This window comes from Serratia quinivorans, assembly GCF_052113645.1.
Classification (GTDB): Bacteria; Pseudomonadota; Gammaproteobacteria; order Enterobacterales; family Enterobacteriaceae; genus Serratia; species Serratia quinivorans_B.
In genome coordinates, this window is record NZ_JBIEIU010000004.1 from 338,177 (window position 1) to 357,285 (window position 19,109).

19 protein-coding genes are annotated in these 19,109 nt (G+C 57.7%); 10 read left to right on the forward strand and 9 right to left on the reverse strand.

The genetic code is table 11. The features are described from left to right. The first annotated feature begins 153 nt into the window (after positions 1–153). Positions 154–978 carry a pyridoxal phosphatase gene (locus ACGS9J_RS10815; protein WP_442230918.1) on the forward strand — a complete coding sequence of 275 codons (825 nt, stop codon included), beginning with the start codon at positions 154–156 and terminating at the stop codon, positions 976–978. Positions 979–1,011: 33 nt separating this feature from the next. Here the strand turns inward: ACGS9J_RS10815 and modC are convergent, their stop codons facing one another. The 9 genes from modC to ACGS9J_RS10860 all read right to left on the reverse strand — a co-directional run bounded on the left by modC (position 1,012) and on the right by ACGS9J_RS10860 (position 9,765). Further along, entirely contained in the window at positions 1,012–2,079 is a 1,068-nt protein-coding gene (gene modC / locus ACGS9J_RS10820; protein WP_442230919.1) for a molybdenum ABC transporter ATP-binding protein ModC, read from the reverse strand. Further along, positions 2,080–2,769: a molybdate ABC transporter permease subunit gene (gene modB / locus ACGS9J_RS10825; protein ID WP_442230920.1), complete on the reverse strand. Its 690-nt coding sequence runs from the start codon at positions 2,767–2,769 to the stop codon at positions 2,080–2,082. After that, entirely contained in the window at positions 2,766–3,539 is a 774-nt protein-coding gene (gene modA, locus ACGS9J_RS10830) for a molybdate ABC transporter substrate-binding protein (protein ID WP_442230921.1), read from the reverse strand. The genes modB and modA overlap by 4 nt, the downstream gene beginning before the upstream one ends. 163 nt (positions 3,540–3,702) lie before the next feature. Further along, the gene (locus tag ACGS9J_RS10835; RefSeq protein ID WP_020825707.1) at positions 3,703–3,852 is read right to left on the reverse strand and encodes an AcrZ family multidrug efflux pump-associated protein; all 150 of its coding nucleotides are present in this window, start codon (positions 3,850–3,852) and stop codon (positions 3,703–3,705) included. A 169-nt stretch (positions 3,853–4,021) separates the two neighbouring features. After that, a complete protein-coding gene (locus ACGS9J_RS10840) occupies positions 4,022–4,807 on the reverse strand; it encodes an ABC transporter ATP-binding protein (RefSeq protein WP_442230922.1) in 786 nt (261 codons plus the stop codon). After that, positions 4,804–5,838 carry a FecCD family ABC transporter permease gene (locus tag ACGS9J_RS10845; protein WP_442230923.1) on the reverse strand — a complete coding sequence of 345 codons (1,035 nt, stop codon included), beginning with the start codon at positions 5,836–5,838 and terminating at the stop codon, positions 4,804–4,806. Before ACGS9J_RS10845 ends, ACGS9J_RS10840 begins: the two co-directional genes overlap by 4 nt. A 1-nt stretch (position 5,839) precedes the next feature. Continuing rightward, positions 5,840–6,595: a class I SAM-dependent methyltransferase gene (locus tag ACGS9J_RS10850; protein WP_442230924.1), complete on the reverse strand. Its 756-nt coding sequence runs from the start codon at positions 6,593–6,595 to the stop codon at positions 5,840–5,842. Position 6,596: 1 nt separating this feature from the next. Continuing rightward, positions 6,597–7,592, reverse strand: coding sequence for an ABC transporter substrate-binding protein (locus ACGS9J_RS10855; protein ID WP_442230925.1), 996 nt, complete (start codon positions 7,590–7,592; stop codon positions 6,597–6,599). 7 nt (positions 7,593–7,599) lie between these two features. Further along, positions 7,600–9,765: a TonB-dependent receptor gene (locus ACGS9J_RS10860; protein ID WP_442230926.1), complete on the reverse strand. Its 2,166-nt coding sequence runs from the start codon at positions 9,763–9,765 to the stop codon at positions 7,600–7,602. 195 nt (positions 9,766–9,960) lie between these two features. Here ACGS9J_RS10860 and modE point away from each other — a divergent pair, with 195 nt between their 5' ends. From modE to gpmA, 9 genes are all read left to right on the forward strand, one after another. Beyond that, positions 9,961–10,752 (forward strand): molybdenum-dependent transcriptional regulator, encoded by a 792-nt coding sequence (gene modE / locus ACGS9J_RS10865; RefSeq protein WP_442230927.1) that lies wholly within the window; start codon positions 9,961–9,963, stop codon positions 10,750–10,752. 90 nt (positions 10,753–10,842) lie between these two features. Then, positions 10,843–12,315 (forward strand): molybdate ABC transporter ATP-binding protein ModF, encoded by a 1,473-nt coding sequence (modF, locus tag ACGS9J_RS10870; protein WP_442230928.1) that lies wholly within the window; start codon positions 10,843–10,845, stop codon positions 12,313–12,315. A gap of 130 nt (positions 12,316–12,445) precedes the next feature. Further along, positions 12,446–13,018, forward strand: coding sequence for a cysteine hydrolase family protein (locus ACGS9J_RS10875; RefSeq protein WP_442230929.1), 573 nt, complete (start codon positions 12,446–12,448; stop codon positions 13,016–13,018). Between the two features lie 135 nt (positions 13,019–13,153). Next, positions 13,154–13,975 carry a CPBP family intramembrane glutamic endopeptidase gene (locus ACGS9J_RS10880; RefSeq protein WP_442230930.1) on the forward strand — a complete coding sequence of 274 codons (822 nt, stop codon included), beginning with the start codon at positions 13,154–13,156 and terminating at the stop codon, positions 13,973–13,975. A gap of 285 nt (positions 13,976–14,260) precedes the next feature. Continuing rightward, positions 14,261–15,313 (forward strand): galactose-1-phosphate uridylyltransferase, encoded by a 1,053-nt coding sequence (gene galT / locus ACGS9J_RS10885; protein ID WP_442230931.1) that lies wholly within the window; start codon positions 14,261–14,263, stop codon positions 15,311–15,313. After that, entirely contained in the window at positions 15,310–16,461 is a 1,152-nt protein-coding gene (galK, locus tag ACGS9J_RS10890; protein ID WP_442230932.1) for a galactokinase, read from the forward strand. Before galT ends, galK begins: the two co-directional genes overlap by 4 nt. Next, entirely contained in the window at positions 16,455–17,498 is a 1,044-nt protein-coding gene (galM, locus tag ACGS9J_RS10895; protein WP_442230933.1) for a galactose-1-epimerase, read from the forward strand. Before galK ends, galM begins: the two co-directional genes overlap by 7 nt. A 196-nt stretch (positions 17,499–17,694) precedes the next feature. Continuing rightward, the gene (locus ACGS9J_RS10900) at positions 17,695–18,033 is read left to right on the forward strand and encodes a PsiF family protein (RefSeq protein WP_442230934.1); all 339 of its coding nucleotides are present in this window, start codon (positions 17,695–17,697) and stop codon (positions 18,031–18,033) included. A gap of 214 nt (positions 18,034–18,247) precedes the next feature. Further along, positions 18,248–19,000, forward strand: a complete 753-nt coding sequence (gene gpmA / locus ACGS9J_RS10905) for a 2,3-diphosphoglycerate-dependent phosphoglycerate mutase (protein ID WP_442230935.1) — start codon at positions 18,248–18,250, stop codon at positions 18,998–19,000. Positions 19,001–19,109 lie beyond the last annotated feature (109 nt).

Below are 19,109 nucleotides of genomic sequence, written 5' to 3' on the forward strand. Positions count from 1 at the left end.
AGAAACCGGTTTCAGGTTTTTCGGTTTCTCCTAGCTTACCTCACATCCGTGACATAACAACCCTGTGTTGCTGATGAAATCTGTGCGGTTTTATCCACCGGTTATCCGGTGTACCATCAGTTTAATTTTGTTGCTAACGATAATGAGATCCCTATGAGCTACCGCGTCATTGCCCTCGATCTGGACGGCACCCTGCTGGACAACCAAAAACGCATCTTACCGCAGTCGCTGGCAGCCCTGGCGCAAGCGCGTGCCGCCGGCATCAAAGTGGTGGTGGTCACCGGCCGCCATCACGTGGCGATCCACCCGTTTTATCAGGCGCTGGAGATTGATACCCCGGCGATCTGCTGCAATGGCACCTATCTGTATGACTTCCAGCAGCAAAAAGTGCTGGCCGCCGATCCGCTGGCAAAAGATCAGGCCAAACTGGTGTTGCAAATGCTGAAACAAAGCGGCATTCATGGCCTGATGTACGTGGACGACGCCATGCTGTATCAGGAGCCTAGCGGCCACGTCACCCGTTCTCTTGCCTGGGCGGAAACCCTGCCGGAAGCGCAACGCCCCACCCTGCTGCACGTCAATAGCCTGGTAGAGGCGGCCGATGAGGTGCAATCCATCTGGAAGTTCGCCACCTCGCACGCCGATATCCCCGCATTGCGCCAGTTTGCCGAAACGGTGGAAAAAGAACTGGGGTTGGCCTGTGAATGGTCATGGCACGATCAGGTCGATATCGCCAAAGGCGGCAACAGCAAAGGGAAACGCCTGCAGCAATGGGTCGAATCCCAGGGCCTGAGCATGGATCAGGTGGTGGCATTTGGGGATAACTATAACGATCTGAGTATGCTGGAAGCGGTAGGTCTGGGCGTGGCGATGGGCAATGCCGATGAGGCTATCAAGCAACGCGCCGATCTGGTGATCGCCGATCACCTGCAACCCGGCATCGCCGAAGTGATCCGCACGCGCGTGCTGGGTCAGTAATCTGTTTGCCCTCCCCCACAGGGAGGGCGCTATTCAACGCGCCTCGCGGCTGATCGACACGCTTTTCACCTGCGCGTACAGCCACTGCCCTGCCCGGATCGCCAGCTCGTCGCGTGCCCACGGCGTAATACGCGCCCACAACACGCTTTCTCCCACCGCCAGTTTTACCTCCACCTGCCCGTCCACTTCCAGGCATTCGGTCACTTTGGCCGGTAAAACGTTGCGGATACTACTGTTAACCGGCGGCTGCAGCACCAGCGAGACATCGGCGGCATTGATTCGGATACGCAGTTGGGCACCCAACGCGGCATCGACGCCGCTGACCCACAGACGTTGGTCGCCCAACGCCAGGGCCGTCATGGCATAGCGTTGGTGATGTTCAATCACGCTGACGCGCAGCACGCTGCTTTGATCCTCTCGCTGCAACCATGGCCGCAATGCGCTGCTGGCCCACACCTCTTCCAGCCCGCCGAATGCCCGCACCTGGCCGTTATCCAGCACCATGACCTGCTCGGCCAGACGCAGAATTTCATCCATGCTGTGGCTGACGTAAAGGATCGGCGTATTGACGTCCTGCGCCAAACGCTCCAGATAGGGCAGCAGTTCGCGCTTGCGTGGCAGATCCAGCGATGCCAGCGGTTCGTCCATCAGCAACAGTTCCGGCGCGGTCAATAAAGCGCGGCCAATCGCCACCCGCTGTTTCTCACCGCCGGACAACGTCAACGGCAGGCGGTTGAGCAAAGGGCCAATGCCCAACAGTTCAACAATGCTGTCGAACTGCCCACGCATACCCGCAGCCATACCGTATTGCAGGTTGCCGCGTACCCGATAATGCGGGAACAGGCGCGCGTCCTGAAACACGTAGCCAATTCGCCGCTTCTCCGGTGGCAGGCACAGGCCGCTGGCGGTATCGGCCAGCGTACGGCCATTGAGCACGATACGGCCTTGCTGCAAGCGCGTCAGACCACCGATGGCATTGATTAAGGACGTTTTACCCGCGCCGGACAGGCCAAAAATCGCGGTTATGCCCTGAGCGGGCAGATCGGCGCGCACGTTGAGGTTTAAATCCCCAAGGCGTTGGGAGAAATCCAGCTCCAGCATTTACACGCCCATCCGTTTACGGCCCCAGCGGGCCAGCCACTCGGAAACCATCAGTGAAACCAGCGACAGCACTATGGCAATCACGCACAGACGCGCGGCGGCGGCTTCTGCCCCCGGCGTTTCAATCAGGGTATACATCGCCAGCGGGATGGTGCGCGTTTCACCGGGAATATTGGAAACAAAGGTAATGGTGGCACCGAACTCCCCCAGCGAACGGGCAAAGGCCAGCACCACGCCGACGATCACCCCCGGCAACGACAGCGGCAGCGTGATGGTGAAAAACACCCGCCACGGATTAGCACCCAGAGTACGGGCAGCCTGCTCGAGACGGGTATCCACCGCCTCGAGCGCCAGCCGGATGGCGCGTACCATCAGAGGGAACGCCACCACGGCAGAAGCCAGCGCCGCACCGCGCCAGCTAAAGCTGAAACTGAAACCGAACCAGTCATACAGCCATTCGCCAATCACGCCGCGCCGCCCCATGGCGATCAACAATAAATAGCCGACCACCACCGGCGGCAGTACCAGCGGCAGGTGAATAATACTGTCCAGCAGCGATTTACCCGGGAAGCGGCAGCGTACCAGTATCCAGGCCATCAGAATGCCAAAGGGGAGACTGCACACCACCGCCAGGGCGGACACTTTCAGGCTCAGTTCAACGGCCTGCCATTCGTACTCACTCAAGATCATTTACGCGGGGAAAATCCATAATGTTTGAAAATAGCAGCCGCTTCCGGTCCCTTCAGGTAGCTGTAGAACGCGCTGACGGCCGGGGTTTGATGGTCTTTAACGATCGCCATCGGGTATTCAACCGGTTTGTGGCTGTCTTCCGGGAAGATGGCCACTACGCTGACTTTATCACTGGCCACCGCGTCGGAGCCATAAACGATGCCCAACGGCGCTTCACCACGTTCCACCAGCGCCATGGCGCTACGGACGTTGTTGGCCCGTGCCAGCTTGGGCTCCAGAGCCGTCCAGGCGCCGAGGTTCTGCAACGCTTCCTTGGCATAAATGCCGGCGGGTACGTGGTCCGGATCGCCCACCGACAGGCGGCCGCCATTGAGCAGCTTCGTCCAATCGGTTTGCTTGTCGAGCGTGATGTTAGCCGGTTTGGCGTCTTTGGCCGCGATCAGCACCAGTTCGTTGCCCAACAGGGTGTAACGGGTGTCTTTGACCATCTGCTGTTTGTCGATGGCATAATCCATCCATTGCTGATCGGCGGAGATAAACAGATCGGCCGGGGCGCCCTGCTCAATCTGACGCGCCAGCGTAGAAGAAGAAGCGAATGAAGAAACCACCTGGACATCCTTGCCTTTCTGATACTGGGTCGCGATGTCCTGTAGCGCGTTAGTCAACGACGCTGCCGCAAAAACGGTAATTTTATCCGCCGCGGATGCCTGCATCACCATACCGGATGCCAATACAATACCGCCGACCCACTTGGTCCATTGCTGTTTCATTGTTTTCTCCGCAAGTTAACGTGCATTATCACTCTTCGTTATATAAAAAATAATATAACGTCGCGCAGAAGCTTGTCATGCGGTTTATCGGCAGGGTGTGAGATATCTTGAGAAACACCTGCCGAACGACGCCGGCAGGCTTTGAAATGGGGATGGGTAACGATCAGTGCTGGGTACGATTTTCTTTCGAACGGCCCACTTTGGAGAAAATGTTGAACACTTCCGCCAAACCGTAGATCAGGCCGAGAATGATGGCCATCACAACCGGCACCATGACCACAGCGAACAGCAAACTTTTCAATAAATCCAACATGGTAGCCTCACTTAACTGCCCATTGAGCGGTAATGAACACCGCCACGTAACTTCTATTTTAAACCAAAAAACCGGCTAAAACGTGCTTATTTTAAAGACTGTGCAAAATTTGTAACCGGCCAAACGTGCCATTTGTGCTCCGGTGGCGCCTATCGGCTGCCGCCAAGCGCTATTGAACGGGGTAATAGATCAGCGGCGCGGCATAATCGCTAACCGCCGCCAGCCTGGCCTCTACCCCATAAACCCTGTCTATCGTCTCCGATGTCAGCACCTGCTGCGGGGGGCCGAACGCGTACAAACCTCCCTGCTTTAACAACATCAGCCGGTCACAGTAGCAAGCCGCCAAATTCAGGTCGTGCAGCGAAACCACTACGCTGATGCCCAGCCGCCGCAATAACGCCATAAACTGCTGCTGATGGGCAATATCAAGATGGTTGGCAGGCTCATCCAATAACAGCCATGGAGTTTGTTGCGCCAGCGCGCGTGCCAGATGAACGCGTTGCTGTTCCCCGCCGGACAGCTGATGCCATTCACGCTCGGCCAGGTGCGAAATGCCGACCTGCTCCATCGCCTGCCCGGCAATGCGATAATCTACCGCGCTGAACCCTGCCCAGCGGCTGGCGTAAACCAGACGCCCGAGCAATACCACGTCTTTCACCGCAATGGCAAAGGCGCCGGGCCCGGACTGTTCGAGGAAAGTCATGCATTTGGCTCGTTCGCGCCCTTTCAGTGAGGCAATATCGGTTTGCTGCAAATACACCCGGCCACGGCTGGGGGGGATCAATCCCGCCAGTAACTTGAGCAGCGTAGATTTTCCGCTGCCGTTGACGCCGAGCACGCCGGTAATTTCACCGGGCCGGGCGTGAAAACTGAGATTATTCAGCACCACTCTTTCTGCCGTTGACCACACCAACTCTTCGGCACGCAGCCCCGATAACCGGCTTTCAATGTTCATGCGTTTATTTTCCGATACAGCAAGGCGAGAAATACCGGGACACCCAACAACGCGGTCAAGACGCCCACCGGCAGTTCACGCGGTTCAAACAAGGTTCTGGCCAGGGTGTCCGCCGCGACGGCAAACAACGCGCCGCACAGCGCGCTGGCCGGCAACAGCACCCGGTGACGTGGCCCGACCAACAGCCTGGCGACGTGCGGCACCGTCAGCCCAATAAACCCCACCGCGCCGCTGAATGCGACGATAACGGCCGTCAGCGCCATGGTAATGCCGTACAGCAGCAGCTTCAGCGGCGCCACCGCCACTCCCAACGACGCCGCGGTCAGGCCGCCGAACGCCAATGCGTCCAGCTCGCCCGCTTTCATCCAGCAAATCGCCAGTGTCGCCGCCAGCAGCAGAGCGCAAAGCCCCACCTGCGACCAGCGGGCGTCACTGAAGGATCCCAGTAGCCAAAACATCACGCCACGCGTGGCATTGGCGTCCGCTTGCCATAGGGTAATCAGCGAGGTCAGTGCCGAAAGCAGTTGCGTGACCGCGACCCCCGCCAAAATAAACAGCGATGACTCGGCGTTCAAGGAACGCCCGGCGAGCAGTAAAACCAGGGCAAAGGCCCCGGCTGCACCGATAAATGCTCCGCCAGACACCGACAACAGGCCGCCGCCAAGCCCCAACACCAGCACCAGAACAGCACCCACGCCCGCCCCGGAAGAGATCCCCAGCACCCAGGGATCGGCCAACGGGTTGCGCGTCAGCGACTGCAGGACGGTGCCGGCCAGGGCCAGACCGGCCCCCGCCACCGCGGCCAACAGCGCCCTCGGCATTCTCAATGACCAGATTATCCGTTGATAAATCTCGCTACCGTCGTTGGCGTTAGCGGCGCCAGGGGCAGACAAAATACGCCACGTGTCATGCAGCGATATTGGCGCCGGTCCGTACAACGAGGCGCCCAGCAAAAATAGCGGCAATGCCAGCGCCAACATGCACAACCAGCCTCCTGAACGCTTCGAACTTCGGCGTAGAGACCTATCCATATTATTTCCAGCCTGCAATCACGTAGTCATCCAGCAGTTGCCAGACTGGCCCGGCCTCGGTAAACCCCGCCTGCGTCAGGCTGGCAAGTTGGAAATCCAATGCCGTCGCCGGGGGGACAGGACGCCCGGCGAACAGCTTTTCCCGCTGTTGCCGATATTGCGCCAGCTCCGGCAGTTGCTGCACCTTGTCAAACCACTGCTCCCAGTCTTCGACACCGTTGCGCCAGGCCTGTTGCTGCGTCTGGTTATCGTGCAGTTCAGCCAACGTTTTAACGCGTGGCTGCCGATGGTCATAACGCTGGTGGTCAGCATTCAAAAATACGCCCCCCGTGGGCAGCCGTTCGACGATGTTGCGATACAGCACCGTCAGCTGTTCCGGCATTAACCAGTGCAGCGCCGTGCTGGAAACCACCGCGTCAGGCGTTGCCCCCTCGAGCAATGAGAAACACTCAGGATCGGCGAGATCGGCCTGAAGAATGCGGATCCTGTCGCCATATTCCGCCAGGGCACCGCGGGCAATGGCCAACAGTAACGGATCGAGATCCATCGCCGTCACTTTGGCCTGCGGGAAACGCTGAAGGATGCGCAGGCTTAGCGATCCCGGCCCACAAGCCAGATCTAGCACGTGAAAATCCTCGCCGACCGAAAGCGCTAACACCTCGAGTTGGGCATTGAAACGCGCTTCTCGCTCGGCGATGTAAGCCCCTTGTTGCTGATCCCACGAGGTCAACAGTGAGGAGAATGAAAGCGAAGACATATCAGGGTTCCTTTTTAAGAATGGATGATCCCAAGGCCTGTTGCTGCAGGCCCTGAATTAAACGCTGCAAGGCTGCCAGGGTACGCACCGAGGGATCCAAGTCGTAGCCTGGCAAAATGACATAGCGTTTTTGGCGCACGGCGCGCAGTGTTGAGGTCAGGGGGTGATGCTCCAGAAAATGGATCTTATCTTTGGCACTGTCGCCGAGGCCGCCACGAGGCAAATCGCCCAGCACAATCACGTCGGGATCGCGGGCGGCAATGGTTTCCCAGGATACGGTGGGCCAAAGCTCGGACAGATCCCCAAACAGGTTTTTGCTACCGATTTGGCGGGTCAGCAGTGCCGGTGCGCCGCAACACCCCGCCACATAAGGGGTTTGCGTACCGGCATACCACCAAAGTAGCCGCTGTTGGGGCAAGGACGCCGCCTGTCGCTCCAGTTCCTTCAGTTGTGACTGCTGCTTTTTAATTAAGCGTTCAGCCACGCCGGTGACGTTAAAAATTCGGGCAATTTCACGCAGTTCGGCAAAAATACCCTCGAAGCTCGCCGAGCGGCTTACGGTACTTTGTTGGCCACTGCAGACGTCAGGCGAGAGATAGGTGGCGATTCCCCACTCCGTCAGCCGATCGCGGCTGGGCGTTTCCGGGCTGTTAAACCAGTAGTAACTGGCCGAATAGACAAAATCCGGATTGAGCAACAGTAAAGGCTCCGCCGCCGGCGGTGCGGCGGCCGACAGCCGGCTCAGGGCTTTGCCCCGCGTTGTCGGAGACGGAGCCGTATCCCGTGCATAGTCATAACCGATAATGCCGACGATGCGCTGCGCCAGTCCCAGCGCCAGCATGTTTTCCAACGCGGGGTTGGCGTAAACCAGCACCCGCTCAGGCGCCGCCGGGTAGCGGTACGCCTGGTCACAGTTGTTGAGGTTGACAGCACCGGCCTGTGCCAGCGCGTGAAACGGCAAGCCCAGCGCCACCAGCAGGCAGATTATCGGCTGCATGGCAGGATCAGAACCTCACCGAAATAAAGCTTTCATAGGTGCGTGATGGAGCAATCAGCACCTGATCCGGGTAAGTACGTTGATAGGCATACAACTGGTTGGTGACGTTTCTGATACGCACGCCCACACCCACAGTCCGGGTGATCTGATAGTCTGTCGCCAAATCGAGCGTGGTGTAGGACGGCATTTTACGCTGGTTGGCGTCGTCGTTATAACTGCTGCCCACGTAGCGCAGCGATGAGGTGAGCCCCCACTGTTCCGTCGGCATATAACGTGCCGTAAGGTTGGCGGTCCAGTCAGGGATGTAGGCCGGACGATTACCGTTATAGCTACGTAACGGGCTGCCGCCACGGTACTCATCATAACGGGCGTGGGTGTAGGCCGCATTGGCGGCCAGCTCCCAGCGATCGCTGGGGCGCAACATCAGGCTTAATTCCACGCCGCGCGAGGTCTGCCGGCCAACGGCATTTAGCGTATCCGGCTGCTGCGCATTGGGCACAAACAGGTTGTCCTTGCGCAGTTCGTACAACGCCAGCGTGGCCTCTCCCTTGTTATCCCAAAACTGCCCCTTGGCGCCGACTTCCCATTGACGTACCCGGGTGAGCGGCAGACCGGTTTGCGACGGGCTTAAAAAGAACAGGTCGTTGCCCGGCTCCTTGCCGGTGGTGTAGTTGGCGTACATATTGATGTTATCGATCAACGCATAGCTGGGGCCAAGGCTCCAGACGCTGAAGACGTAGGTTTGCGCGGAGCGCTCTTCTTGCAGGCCCTGAAAATGCCAATCCATATCCATATGGTTGTAGCGCAACTGCCCCAGCAGGGTTAAACGCTCAGTCAGGCTGAAGCGGTCTTCCAGAAAGGCGGCGTACTGGTTTTGCGTAACGTGGCGAACCGGAGAACGTTGGCGATCGGTGCCCTGTGAAAAACTTTCTCTGATCGGTGCCTGCAGCGGAACCTCTTCGGAACCGGGGAAGCCGTTGGAGTAGTACTGAAAGCGACGTTTACTCAGATCAAGGCCGACAATAAACCGATTATCGAAGCCACCCAACGGCCGGTCGAACACCAGTGAACTACGGTTGCCGATCAGGTCGTCATCGTGGGCCAGCGCCCCGAACGAATCGCGATTGACATAGCCGGGCTGGGTGGCCGCCGAGATGCGAAAGCGTTCCACATTGCGCCATTCGCGAAAGCCGCTGTAGTAGTAGAACTGGTTATGCAGCTCAATTTCAGGCGTGGTGAACCAATCCAGGCTGGCCTGAAACGACGTGGCGTTACTCTGGATACGGCTGTCGGTCAGGTTGTTGTAGTTGATATCGCGCAGTTCGTGGGCAATGTTCCCTTCCACCAGCGGCGTGCCGTAGTAAGGGTTGTTGGTGCGATTGAGCATGCGATCCAGGCTTAACGTCAGCAGGGCATTATCAGACAGTTTAAACAGCAGCGCGCCGGATACCCGTTTCTGTTTGTCACGCTCATATTGCACATTGGTGCCGCTGTCGCTACCGCTGACGTCCAGACGATAGGCCGCCACGTCGTCGACTAACGTCCCTCCCGCTCCCAGGTGCAGGCGCTGGCTATTATAACTCGACAGGCCATAGTCGAGCTCGATGGGCTGGCGGCTGAAGGTCGGCTGGCGCGAAAGCAGATTGACGCTGCCGCCGGCGGCGCTCAGGCCATTGAGCACCGATCCGGGGCCGCGCAACACTTCTACACTGCCGTAATGGGAAGGATCCGCTAGCTGAAGGGTGCTGCCCGGCGTTTCGACGCCGTTATACAGCCAGGAAACCGGCCTGAAACCGCGAAGTGAAAAGTTATTGCTGAGCGTGGGGGAAGCCACGCCGGACATGCCGGGAGCACGCTCGACAACGGCGGCGAGCGATTTATCACCCCGCTGCTGGATAGCCTGTGCGCTGATAACATCAATACTGCGTGGGGTTTCCAGATTGGTCAGCCCCAGGCGCGAAGCCGACTGGGTGACGACCTCCAGCGAACCATAGGTGCTTTGAGGCTGGCTGGATGCCTGCACGGTTAAGCTGTCTTCACAAGGTGATGACTTTTCGGTTTTGTCGCAAGCGCCGACGGCCAGCGCGGCGTTCGGCAGGCTTAACAGCAAAGCGGTAATCAGGTAATAAGGTGGTTTTTTGGGCGTGACGAAACCCAGACGTGCAGCACTCATTTACAGCATCCCTTTGGTGAAATAAAAACCCGCCGTGGCCGGCATCAATCATTATATTTTTTGTTATGTTATAACATTTCAATAATTGAAGGCCAGTTTTTATTGTTATCGAGCCCTGGCTGTTGCCGACGCATCCTTTGGCGCTTTGCAGCCAAATCGGCGACAATAAGGCTTTTGCAGCCGACAGGACGCGTTATGCAGGCCGAAATTCTCCTTACCCTAAAACTTCAGCAAAAACTGTTCGCCGACCCACGCCGCATCGCGCTGCTGAAACAAGTCCGGCATACCGGCTCCATCAGCCAGGGCGCCAAGCTGGCGGGCATCAGCTATAAAAGTGCCTGGGACGCGATTAACGAAATGAACCAGTTGGCGGAGCAAACGGTGGTAGAGCGTGCCACCGGTGGCAAAGGCGGTGGTGGTGCTCAGGTGACCCGCTACGGTGAGCGGCTGATCCAGCTTTACGATCTGCTGGGGCAGATCCAGCAAAAAGCCTTCGACGTGTTGCAACAGGACAACCTGCCGCTCGACAGCCTGCTGGCGGCGATCTCGCGTTTTTCACTGCAGACCAGTGCGCGCAACCAGTTTTTCGGCACCGTGATCGAGCGCGACCACCAGCAGGTGCAACAGCATCTGGATATTTTACTGAACGACGGCACAACCCGTCTCAGCGCGGCCATTACCCAGCAGAGCGCCGATCGACTGCAGCTCTCACCGGGCAAGGAAGTGCTGGCGCTGATTAAAGCGCCGTGGGTGAAACTGAATACCGACGCTGCCGTGGTCGGGGCTGCGGACAACGCGTTGGCGGGCGTGGTCGCCAGTATTCAACCCGGTACCGATCACAGCGAAGTGCTGGTGACGCTGACGGGCGGTGAAACCCTGTGCGCCACCGTGGCCAACCCGGAACTGCAACAGCTGAAACTGCGCCCCGGCAGTGCGGTACACGCCTTGTTTAACGCCGATCGGGTGATTGTTGCCACGTTGTGTTAAACGCAACGTAACGTTGCATTTTTGCCGATTGACATCGCCCCGCAATGCGCCTATTTCTAAACAAAATAATTGCATAAAAAGGAACAGGTGATGTCGTCGTTGCACATTTCGCAAGGTTCATTCCGCTTAAGCGATACCCGTACCCTGACGCTGGCCGCGCTGGATATTCAGGCCGGTGACAGTTGGGCCTTTGTCGGCGCCAATGGCAGCGGCAAATCCGCTCTGGCGCGCGCGCTGGCGGATGAGCTGGTGTTGTTGAACGGCGAGCGTCGCAGCGATTTCAGCCATGCGGTGCGTATCTCTTTCGAACAGTTGCAAAAGCTGGTTAGCGACGAATGGCAACGCAACAATACCGACCTGCTCAGCCCGGGCGAGGAAGACACCGGCCGCACCGCGGCGGAAATCATTCAGGAAGAGGTCAAAGACCCCGAACGCTGCGCACAACTGGCCGAGCAGTTTGGCATTACCCCGCTACTGTCGCGCCGTTTCAAATACCTTTCCACCGGTGAAACACGCAAAACCCTGCTGTGCCGCGCACTGATGCCGCAACCCGATTTACTGATCCTGGATGAGCCATTCGATGGGCTGGACGTGAATTCGCGCGCCCAGTTGGCGGCGTTGTTGAACGACCTTTCCGGGCATGGCTACACCCTGGTGCTGGTGCTTAATCGCTTTGATGAAGTGCCGGACTTTATCCGTCATGTGGGCGTGTTGGCCGATTGCACCCTGGCAAGCCAGGGAACCCGTCAGCAGGTGATGGCGGACGCACTGGTGGCGCAACTGGCGCACAGTGAGAATCTGGATGGTCTGACGCTGCCGGAAACCGAAGATCCGGCGCAGAAAGCCACGCTGCCGCCTGACCAAGCGTTAATCATCCTGCGCGATGGGGTGGTCAGTTACAACGACAGGCCGATCCTGAATCACCTCGACTGGCAGGTTAACCCCGGCGAGCACTGGCAGATCGTCGGCCCGAACGGCGCCGGCAAATCTACCCTGCTCAGCCTGATCACCGGCGATCATCCTCAGGGGTACAGCAACGACCTTACCCTGTTCGGTCGCCGTCGCGGCAGTGGGGAAACCATCTGGGATATCAAACGCCATATCGGCTACGTCAGCAGCAGCCTGCACCTGGACTACCGTGTCAGCGCCAGCGTGCGCAACGTTATTCTGTCCGGCTTCTTCGATTCGATCGGTATTTACCAGGCAGTGTCCGATCGCCAGCGGCAGTTGGCCGACCAATGGTTAGCGCTGTTGGGTCTGGGCGGTGCAAACGCCGAGGCACCTTTCCACAGCCTCTCCTGGGGCCAGCAACGGTTAGCGCTGATCGCCCGCGCTCTGGTCAAACACCCGGCGCTGCTGATCCTCGATGAACCCTTGCAGGGGCTGGATCCCCTCAATCGCCAGTTGGTACGCCGTTTTGTCGATGTGTTGATCGGTCAGGGCTCGACCCAACTGTTGTTTGTCTCTCACCATGCGCAAGACGCACCGCAAAGTATTACCCACCGCCTGAGCTTTGTTCCTGAGGGCGACGGCTACCGTTATCAGCTGGATACGCTGGGCTGAAACCCCGATCCCCCTGCGGATGGGTAGCCCTTGCTACTCATCCGATGACATATCCGGCAACACTTCCTCTGAAACACATCACATTTGGCCTTTTATCATAAGGGGAAAAGGATCCGCTTCTGGAGACACTATGTCCGCCGCACTGATTATTATCGATCTTATCGACGATCTGATTGGCCCCAAAGGGCGGGCTAATCATTGCCGTGAACAGGTGGTGGCACAAAACCTGATTGCCAACACCAATGCCGCTGCGGCTTATGCCCGGGTGCGCAAAATTCCGGTGATTTGGGTGCGCGTCGGTTTTGCCGACGACTATCACGATATTCCCGCCCACTCTCCGCTGTTCAGCCAGCTGAAACAGATTGGCGCGCTGCGCCTGAGCAGCCCCGGTTGCCAGTGGGATAAGGATTTGCAGGTGCTGCCGACAGATTTTCAGTTCGAAAAAAACGGCGTTTGCGCCTTTGCCGGTAACAATTTGTTAACCTGGCTGCAGGAACATCGTTGCCATCATTTGTTGCTGGGCGGGGTCAGTACCCCGCTGGCGATTGAGAGCACCGCAAGACAGGCACATGACGCCGGTTTTCAGGTGACTGTCTTGCAGGATTTATGCGCCGCACCGACGCTGGAGATCCAACAGCAGAGTCTGGATATTCTGCAAAATCTGGCGGAAATCAGCCGATCGCCGACCTGGATGAGAGGTTAATGGCAGCATTTACCCCACTGACCCGACCTTCACTGTAACTTCACTGTGCTACTATCCGGCTTAGCGCTCAATTTCGCCATAATCACACGCCATAATGGCACTGAGCGCCGTGTACATATTTAAAGGGACATAGTTATGTGGGGCGTACTGGCTACTTCGTTATTCTTTTTGCCATTTAACCGGCTGATAGCCTGGTTGATTTTGGCCGCATCTGCGGGGATGGGCATGTACCATGCGGTACTGACCCCGCTCAGCCTGACGTGCTTATTAGGCATTGCCGCTCTCGCGGGACTGCGACACCATTTTAGGGCGCAGCGCAATCTGGCTGTTCCACTCGAAGTATTGGTGGTCGCAAGCTGTGTCGCGCTATTCCTGCATTGGGTGCCGGGGATCAATAACCAACTGATGATCGACGGTGATAAAGCGGGCCCGTTAAGCGCCCCCTTCACCATGTACTACAACTTTGACAAGGCACTGGTTCCCTTCCTGCTGTTCGCCTGTCTGCCGACGTTATTTAAACTTAATAAACCAGAAAAAAGCGTGGGTGCGCCTGCCTGGACGGCGCTGATTATCAGCGTGCCGGTCTTGCTGCTGCTGGCGGTGGCGCTCGGCGGCCTGAAGATAGAGTTGCATACCCCGTCCTGGATCCTGCCGTTTGTCATGGCCAACCTGTTCTTTGTCTGTATGGCGGAAGAGGCCCTGTTCCGTGGCTATCTGCAGCAACGCCTCAGCCAATGGTTGGGAGCCTGGCCGGCATTGGTTATCGCCGCGCTGATTTTTGGTGCCGCGCATTTGGCCGGCGGCATGCTGATGGTGGCTTTTGCCACGCTTGCCGGATTGATTTACGGTCTGGCGTGGATGTGGAGCGGCCGCTTGTGGGTACCGATTGTGTTCCACTTCGGACTTAATTTGACCCACCTGTTGCTGTTCACTTACCCGTTGTACCAACATTCCTGATCCTCTTGGCCGGTGGGCAAACGCCTACCGGTCAATGCCGTGAAAACGCTATCACTCCAGCCTGATACTGACTTTCCTGTCCTTTTCCTTCCCGCTGTACTGGCGGTACTTTTGGTTATGTCATGGAGTGTAAACGATTCCATTTTTCGCTCTGGATCACCTTTTTACCCCGTGGGACGTGCTATCTTTTTGGCCATAGTTATCCATTTGCATGAGTCAAGGGCAGGTTAGCGGCAGATGGAAGCGATTACACCGTGCCGTATTGCCCAAGAATAAGGAACCGTCATGACGGATTTTAATCCCATAGATCATCCCCATCGCCGCTATAACCCGCTGACCGGCCAATGGGTATTGGTTTCGCCGCATCGTGCCAAACGACCGTGGCAAGGCCAGCAGGAGCCAACACAGCAAGCAACGCTGCCGCAGCACGATCCGGACTGCTTCCTCTGCCCTGGCAATACCCGCGTTACCGGCGATAAAAACCCGAATTATCAGGACACCTACGTGTTCACCAATGACTTTGCCGCGCTGATGACGGACACCCCACAGGCGCCGGAAAGTCAGGATCCATTGATGCGCTGCCAGAGCGCCCGCGGCACCAGCCGGGTCATTTGCTTCTCGCCCGATCACAGCAAAACCCTACCGGAGCTGCCATTGCCGGCGCTGGAACGGGTCATCGCCACCTGGCAGGAACAGACGGCCGATCTGGGGCGCAGCTATCCCTGGGTACAGGTTTTTGAAAATAAAGGCGCGGCCATGGGCTGCTCCAACCCACACCCCCATGGCCAGGTTTGGGCCAACAGCTTCTTGCCGAACGAAGTCGAGCATGAAGACCGTCTGCAGCGCGAGTATTTCCAACAGCATCAGTCCACCCTGTTGCTGGATTACGTGCAACGCGAACAGGCCGACGGCAGCCGTACGGTGGTGGAAACCGAGCACTGGCTGGCCGTGGTGCCCTACTGGGCGGCCTGGCCGTTTGAAACGCTGCTGCTGCCGAAAAGCTCGGTGCAACGCATTACCGATCTCAGCGCCGAGCAGAGCAGCGATCTGGCCGTGGCGCTGAAAAAACTGACCAGCCGTTACGACAACCTGTTCCAGTGTTCCTTCCCCTATTCCATGGGCTGGCACGGTGCGCCGTTCAACGACGCGGATAACCGCCACTGGCAATTGCATGCCCACTTCTATCCGCCGCTGCTGCGTTCCGCCACGGTGCGTAAATTTATGGTGGGTTACGAGATGCTGGCAGAAACCCAGCGCGATCTGACTGCAGAACAGGCCGCAGAACGTCTGCGCGCCGTTAGCGATGTCCATTACCGTGAAGCCGGAGCCCAACCATGAGTTTAAAGACCCTTACCCACACCCTTTTTACCGAACGTTTTGGCTACGCGCCCGCACTGACTATTCAGGCCCCGGGGCGGGTGAATTTGATCGGCGAGCATACGGATTATAACGACGGTTTTGTGCTGCCCTGCGCCATTGACTATCAGACGGTGATCGCCTGCGCCAAACGCGACGATCGTCAGATCCGGGTGATCGCCGCTGATTACGACAGCCAGCAGGATCTCTTTTCACTCGACGATCCGATCGTCAGCCACCCGAACCAACGCTGGTCCGATTATGTGCGCGGCGTGATCAAACACCTGCAGCAGCGCAACAGCGATTTTGGCGGCGCGGATCTGGTGATTGCCGGCAACGTGCCGCAGGGTGCCGGTCTCAGCTCTTCCGCCTCACTGGAAGTTGCCGTTGGCCAGGCCATGCAGGCGCTGTATGCCCTGCCGCTGGATGGCGTAGCCCTGGCACTCAATGGCCAGGAGGCGGAAAACCAGTTTGTCGGTTGCAACTGCGGGATTATGGATCAACTGATCTCCGCGCTCGGTGAACGGGATCATGCCTTGCTGATCGACTGCCGAACGCTGGCAACCCGGGCGGTATCGGTGCCGGAAGATATTGCCGTGGTAATCATCAATTCCAATGTGAAACGCGGGCTGGTGGACAGCGAATACAATACCCGCCGCAAGCAGTGCGAGGAAGCCGCGCGCTTCTTTGGCGTCAAGGCACTGCGCGATGTCAGCCCGGATCTGTTTTTCCCGATCCAGCATGAACTGGATCCGATCGTTGCCCAGCGAGCACGTCATGTGATCAGCGAAAACGATCGTACGCTGGCCGCCGCCGATGCGCTGGCCGCCGGTGATATGAAGCTGATGGGCAAATTAATGGCGGAGTCGCATGCCTCAATGCGCGATGATTTTGAAATTACCGTGCCGCCGATCGATCGACTGGTGGACATAGTTAAAAACGTTATTGGCGATCGTGGCGGCGTACGCATGACCGGCGGCGGTTTCGGCGGCTGTATCGTGGCTTTGATGCCGCAGGCACTGGTCGAGCCGGTACGCGAAGCGGTAGCCCGCGAATATCCTCTGCAGACCAACGGATTGAAAGAGACCTTTTACGTCTGCAAGGCATCTGAGGGGGCCGGCAAATGCTGAACGACAGCCAAACCCTGGCCCCTGACGGTCAGCCCTACCAATTGACCCAGTTGAAAAACGCCGGCGGAATGACGGTAACGCTGATGGACTGGGGCGCCACCTGGCTTTCTGCCGTGCTGCCGCTGAAATCCGGTAAGACACGCGAGCTGCTGCTAGGCTGCCGAACCCCGGCGGACTACCTGCAGCAGGCGGCCTATCTTGGCGCGACCGTGGGGCGCTATGCCAACCGCATCGCTCACGCCAACCTGGTGATTGACGGCAAACCGCATCCGCTGGTCGCCAACCAGGGAGAGCATCAGTTGCACGGTGGGCCGGAGGGCTTCAATGCCCGTCGCTGGCGCATCATCCAGCAAGATCGGCAGCAGGTGAGCTACGCCTTGCATTCGCCAGACGGTGACCAGGGTTTTCCCGGTAATCTCGACGTTCAGGTCAGCTATCGACTCACCGCCGATAATCGCCTGGAAATCAGCTATCAGGCGCGGACCGACAGCGCCTGCCCGGTCAATTTGACCAACCACGCCTACTTCAACCTTGACGGCGCCGGTACCGATGCACGCCACCAGCGGTTGCAGCTGTTTGCCGACCGCTATCTGCCGGTGGACAGCGAAGGTATCCCCAATGCTGACCTGACACCGGTGAAAGACAGCGGCATGGACTTCCGTCAGCCGAAAACGTTGTTGCAGGATTTTTTGAGCGATCGCTGCCAACAACGGGTAAAAGGCTACGATCATGCCTTTTTGCTGCATCGCACCTGTGGCGCGCTGGACTGCCCGGCAGCCCATCTGTGGTCTGCAGACGGTCAGGTACAAATGAGCGTCTTCACCAGTGCGCCGGCATTGCAGCTTTACAGCGGCAATTATCTGGATGGTACTCCGGCGCGTGACGGCGGCAGCTACGCCAATTACGCCGGCGTGGCGCTGGAAAGCGAGTTTTTGCCGGACAGCCCGAACCACCCGGAATGGCCGCAGCCCGACTGCTGGCTGCAACCGGGGCAGCTTTACCAAAGCGCCACCCATTATCAGTTTTATCCTATTTGACCCGCTACGCCCCTTGCCATGCGGCCGGGGGCCGTTTGTTATAAATGCTTACCTTTTTACCCTTCCGTCCCACGGGCGGCTGCCTTTCCTTATTCCAAAGCGCGCACTAGAATCAGGCTACGGTGATAAGCACAACACCTTGTGCAACGTCACAATTTTCGGCCACCCCGGCCGGCCAATAGCTGAAGGAACACCTATGCGTCTGATTACTGCACTTCCATTACTGGCGGGTTTACTGCTGAGCACCAATCTGATGGCTGCCGACACCGCAGCAAAAACGCCATCACCGGCACAGGCCGCGCAGCAGAAACGCATGACCGATTGTAATCAACAGGCCTCTAGCAAAACGCTGAAAGGCGCGGATCGCTCCACCTTTATGAGCACCTGCCTGAAATCCGAAGGCACCGCAGCGACCAAAACGCTGACCCCGCAGCAGCAGAAAATGAAAACCTGTAACGCCGACGCCAAGACCAAAAGCCTGAAAGGCGACGAGCGTAAAACCTTTATGAGCAATTGCCTGAAAAAAGCAGCCTGATTGCCCTGATCCCACGGCACGGCTGAATCTCCCTTCACCGTGCCGCACTCCCCACTGACGCCAGCCTGATCGATTCAGCTTTTCCTCAGAACAGCACTTACTTTGCGGCAAGAAATTGGCTATGGTTAAACACTATCGATTGCCGAGCCCCCGGCCGCGGCAATATAATGATTTTCGTTATCATTGAAATGTCAGATTATTAAGGAGTTAAGCTATGGCTGTAACTAAGCTGGTTCTGGTGCGTCACGGCGAAAGCCAGTGGAACAACGAAAACCGCTTCACCGGTTGGTATGATGTTGATTTGTCCGACAAAGGCCGCACCGAAGCGAAAGCCGCAGGCAAACTGTTGAAAGATGAAGGTTTCTCTTTTGACTTTGCTTACACCTCCGTACTGAAGCGCGCTATCCACACCCTGTGGAACATTCTGGACGAACTGGATCAGGCTTGGCTGCCGACTGAAAAATCCTGGAAGCTGAACGAACGCCACTACGGCGCGCTGCAGGGTCTGAACAAGGCTGAAACCGCAGAAAAATACGGTGACGAGCAGGTTAAGCAATGGCGTCGCGGCTTTGCCGTTACCCCACCAGAGCTGACCAAAGATGACGAACGTTACCCGGGCCACGATCCGCGTTATTCCACGCTGACCGAGAAAGAGCTGCCGCTGACCGAGAGCCTGGCGCTGACCATCGATCGCGTGATCCCTTACTGGGATGAAGAAATTCTGCCACGTATCAAAAGCGGCGAGCGCGTTATCGTTGCTGCACACGGCAACTCCCTGCGTGCGCTGGTGAAATACCTGGATAACCTGAGCGAAGACGAGATCCTCGAGCTGAACATCCCAACCGGCGTGCCGTTGGTGTATGAATTTGACGAGAACTTCAAGCCAATCAAACGTTACTACCTGGGTAATGCCGACGAGATCGCTGCCAAAGCGGCCGCCGTGGCAAACCAGGGTAAAGCGAAGTAATTTTCCCCGGTTGATCTAAAAAGCCCCCGGTTTGAACTGCACCCCAAAAGTTGGACACCCAACTGAATAAGGTGCAGTTTTTTATGGCAAAACCAAAATACTCCCTCGA

What these genes read in the sequence shown, in the direction of transcription:
- ACGS9J_RS10815 (WP_442230918.1), top strand. Translation starts at nt 154, where the DNA reads ATGAGCTACCGCGTCATTGCCCTCGATCTGGACGGCACCCTGCTGGAC.
- modC (WP_442230919.1), bottom strand. Translation starts at nt 2,079, where the DNA reads ATGCTGGAGCTGGATTTCTCCCAACGCCTTGGGGATTTAAACCTCAAC.
- modB (WP_442230920.1), bottom strand. Translation starts at nt 2,769, where the DNA reads ATGATCTTGAGTGAGTACGAATGGCAGGCCGTTGAACTGAGCCTGAAA.
- modA (WP_442230921.1), bottom strand. Translation starts at nt 3,539, where the DNA reads ATGAAACAGCAATGGACCAAGTGGGTCGGCGGTATTGTATTGGCATCC.
- ACGS9J_RS10835 (WP_020825707.1), bottom strand. Translation starts at nt 3,852, where the DNA reads ATGTTGGATTTATTGAAAAGTTTGCTGTTCGCTGTGGTCATGGTGCCG.
- ACGS9J_RS10840 (WP_442230922.1), bottom strand. Translation starts at nt 4,807, where the DNA reads ATGAACATTGAAAGCCGGTTATCGGGGCTGCGTGCCGAAGAGTTGGTG.
- ACGS9J_RS10845 (WP_442230923.1), bottom strand. Translation starts at nt 5,838, where the DNA reads ATGGATAGGTCTCTACGCCGAAGTTCGAAGCGTTCAGGAGGCTGGTTG.
- ACGS9J_RS10850 (WP_442230924.1), bottom strand. Translation starts at nt 6,595, where the DNA reads ATGTCTTCGCTTTCATTCTCCTCACTGTTGACCTCGTGGGATCAGCAA.
- ACGS9J_RS10855 (WP_442230925.1), bottom strand. Translation starts at nt 7,592, where the DNA reads ATGCAGCCGATAATCTGCCTGCTGGTGGCGCTGGGCTTGCCGTTTCAC.
- ACGS9J_RS10860 (WP_442230926.1), bottom strand. Translation starts at nt 9,765, where the DNA reads ATGAGTGCTGCACGTCTGGGTTTCGTCACGCCCAAAAAACCACCTTAT.
- modE (WP_442230927.1), top strand. Translation starts at nt 9,961, where the DNA reads ATGCAGGCCGAAATTCTCCTTACCCTAAAACTTCAGCAAAAACTGTTC.
- modF (WP_442230928.1), top strand. Translation starts at nt 10,843, where the DNA reads ATGTCGTCGTTGCACATTTCGCAAGGTTCATTCCGCTTAAGCGATACC.
- ACGS9J_RS10875 (WP_442230929.1), top strand. Translation starts at nt 12,446, where the DNA reads ATGTCCGCCGCACTGATTATTATCGATCTTATCGACGATCTGATTGGC.
- ACGS9J_RS10880 (WP_442230930.1), top strand. Translation starts at nt 13,154, where the DNA reads ATGTGGGGCGTACTGGCTACTTCGTTATTCTTTTTGCCATTTAACCGG.
- galT (WP_442230931.1), top strand. Translation starts at nt 14,261, where the DNA reads ATGACGGATTTTAATCCCATAGATCATCCCCATCGCCGCTATAACCCG.
- galK (WP_442230932.1), top strand. Translation starts at nt 15,310, where the DNA reads ATGAGTTTAAAGACCCTTACCCACACCCTTTTTACCGAACGTTTTGGC.
- galM (WP_442230933.1), top strand. Translation starts at nt 16,455, where the DNA reads ATGCTGAACGACAGCCAAACCCTGGCCCCTGACGGTCAGCCCTACCAA.
- ACGS9J_RS10900 (WP_442230934.1), top strand. Translation starts at nt 17,695, where the DNA reads ATGCGTCTGATTACTGCACTTCCATTACTGGCGGGTTTACTGCTGAGC.
- gpmA (WP_442230935.1), top strand. Translation starts at nt 18,248, where the DNA reads ATGGCTGTAACTAAGCTGGTTCTGGTGCGTCACGGCGAAAGCCAGTGG.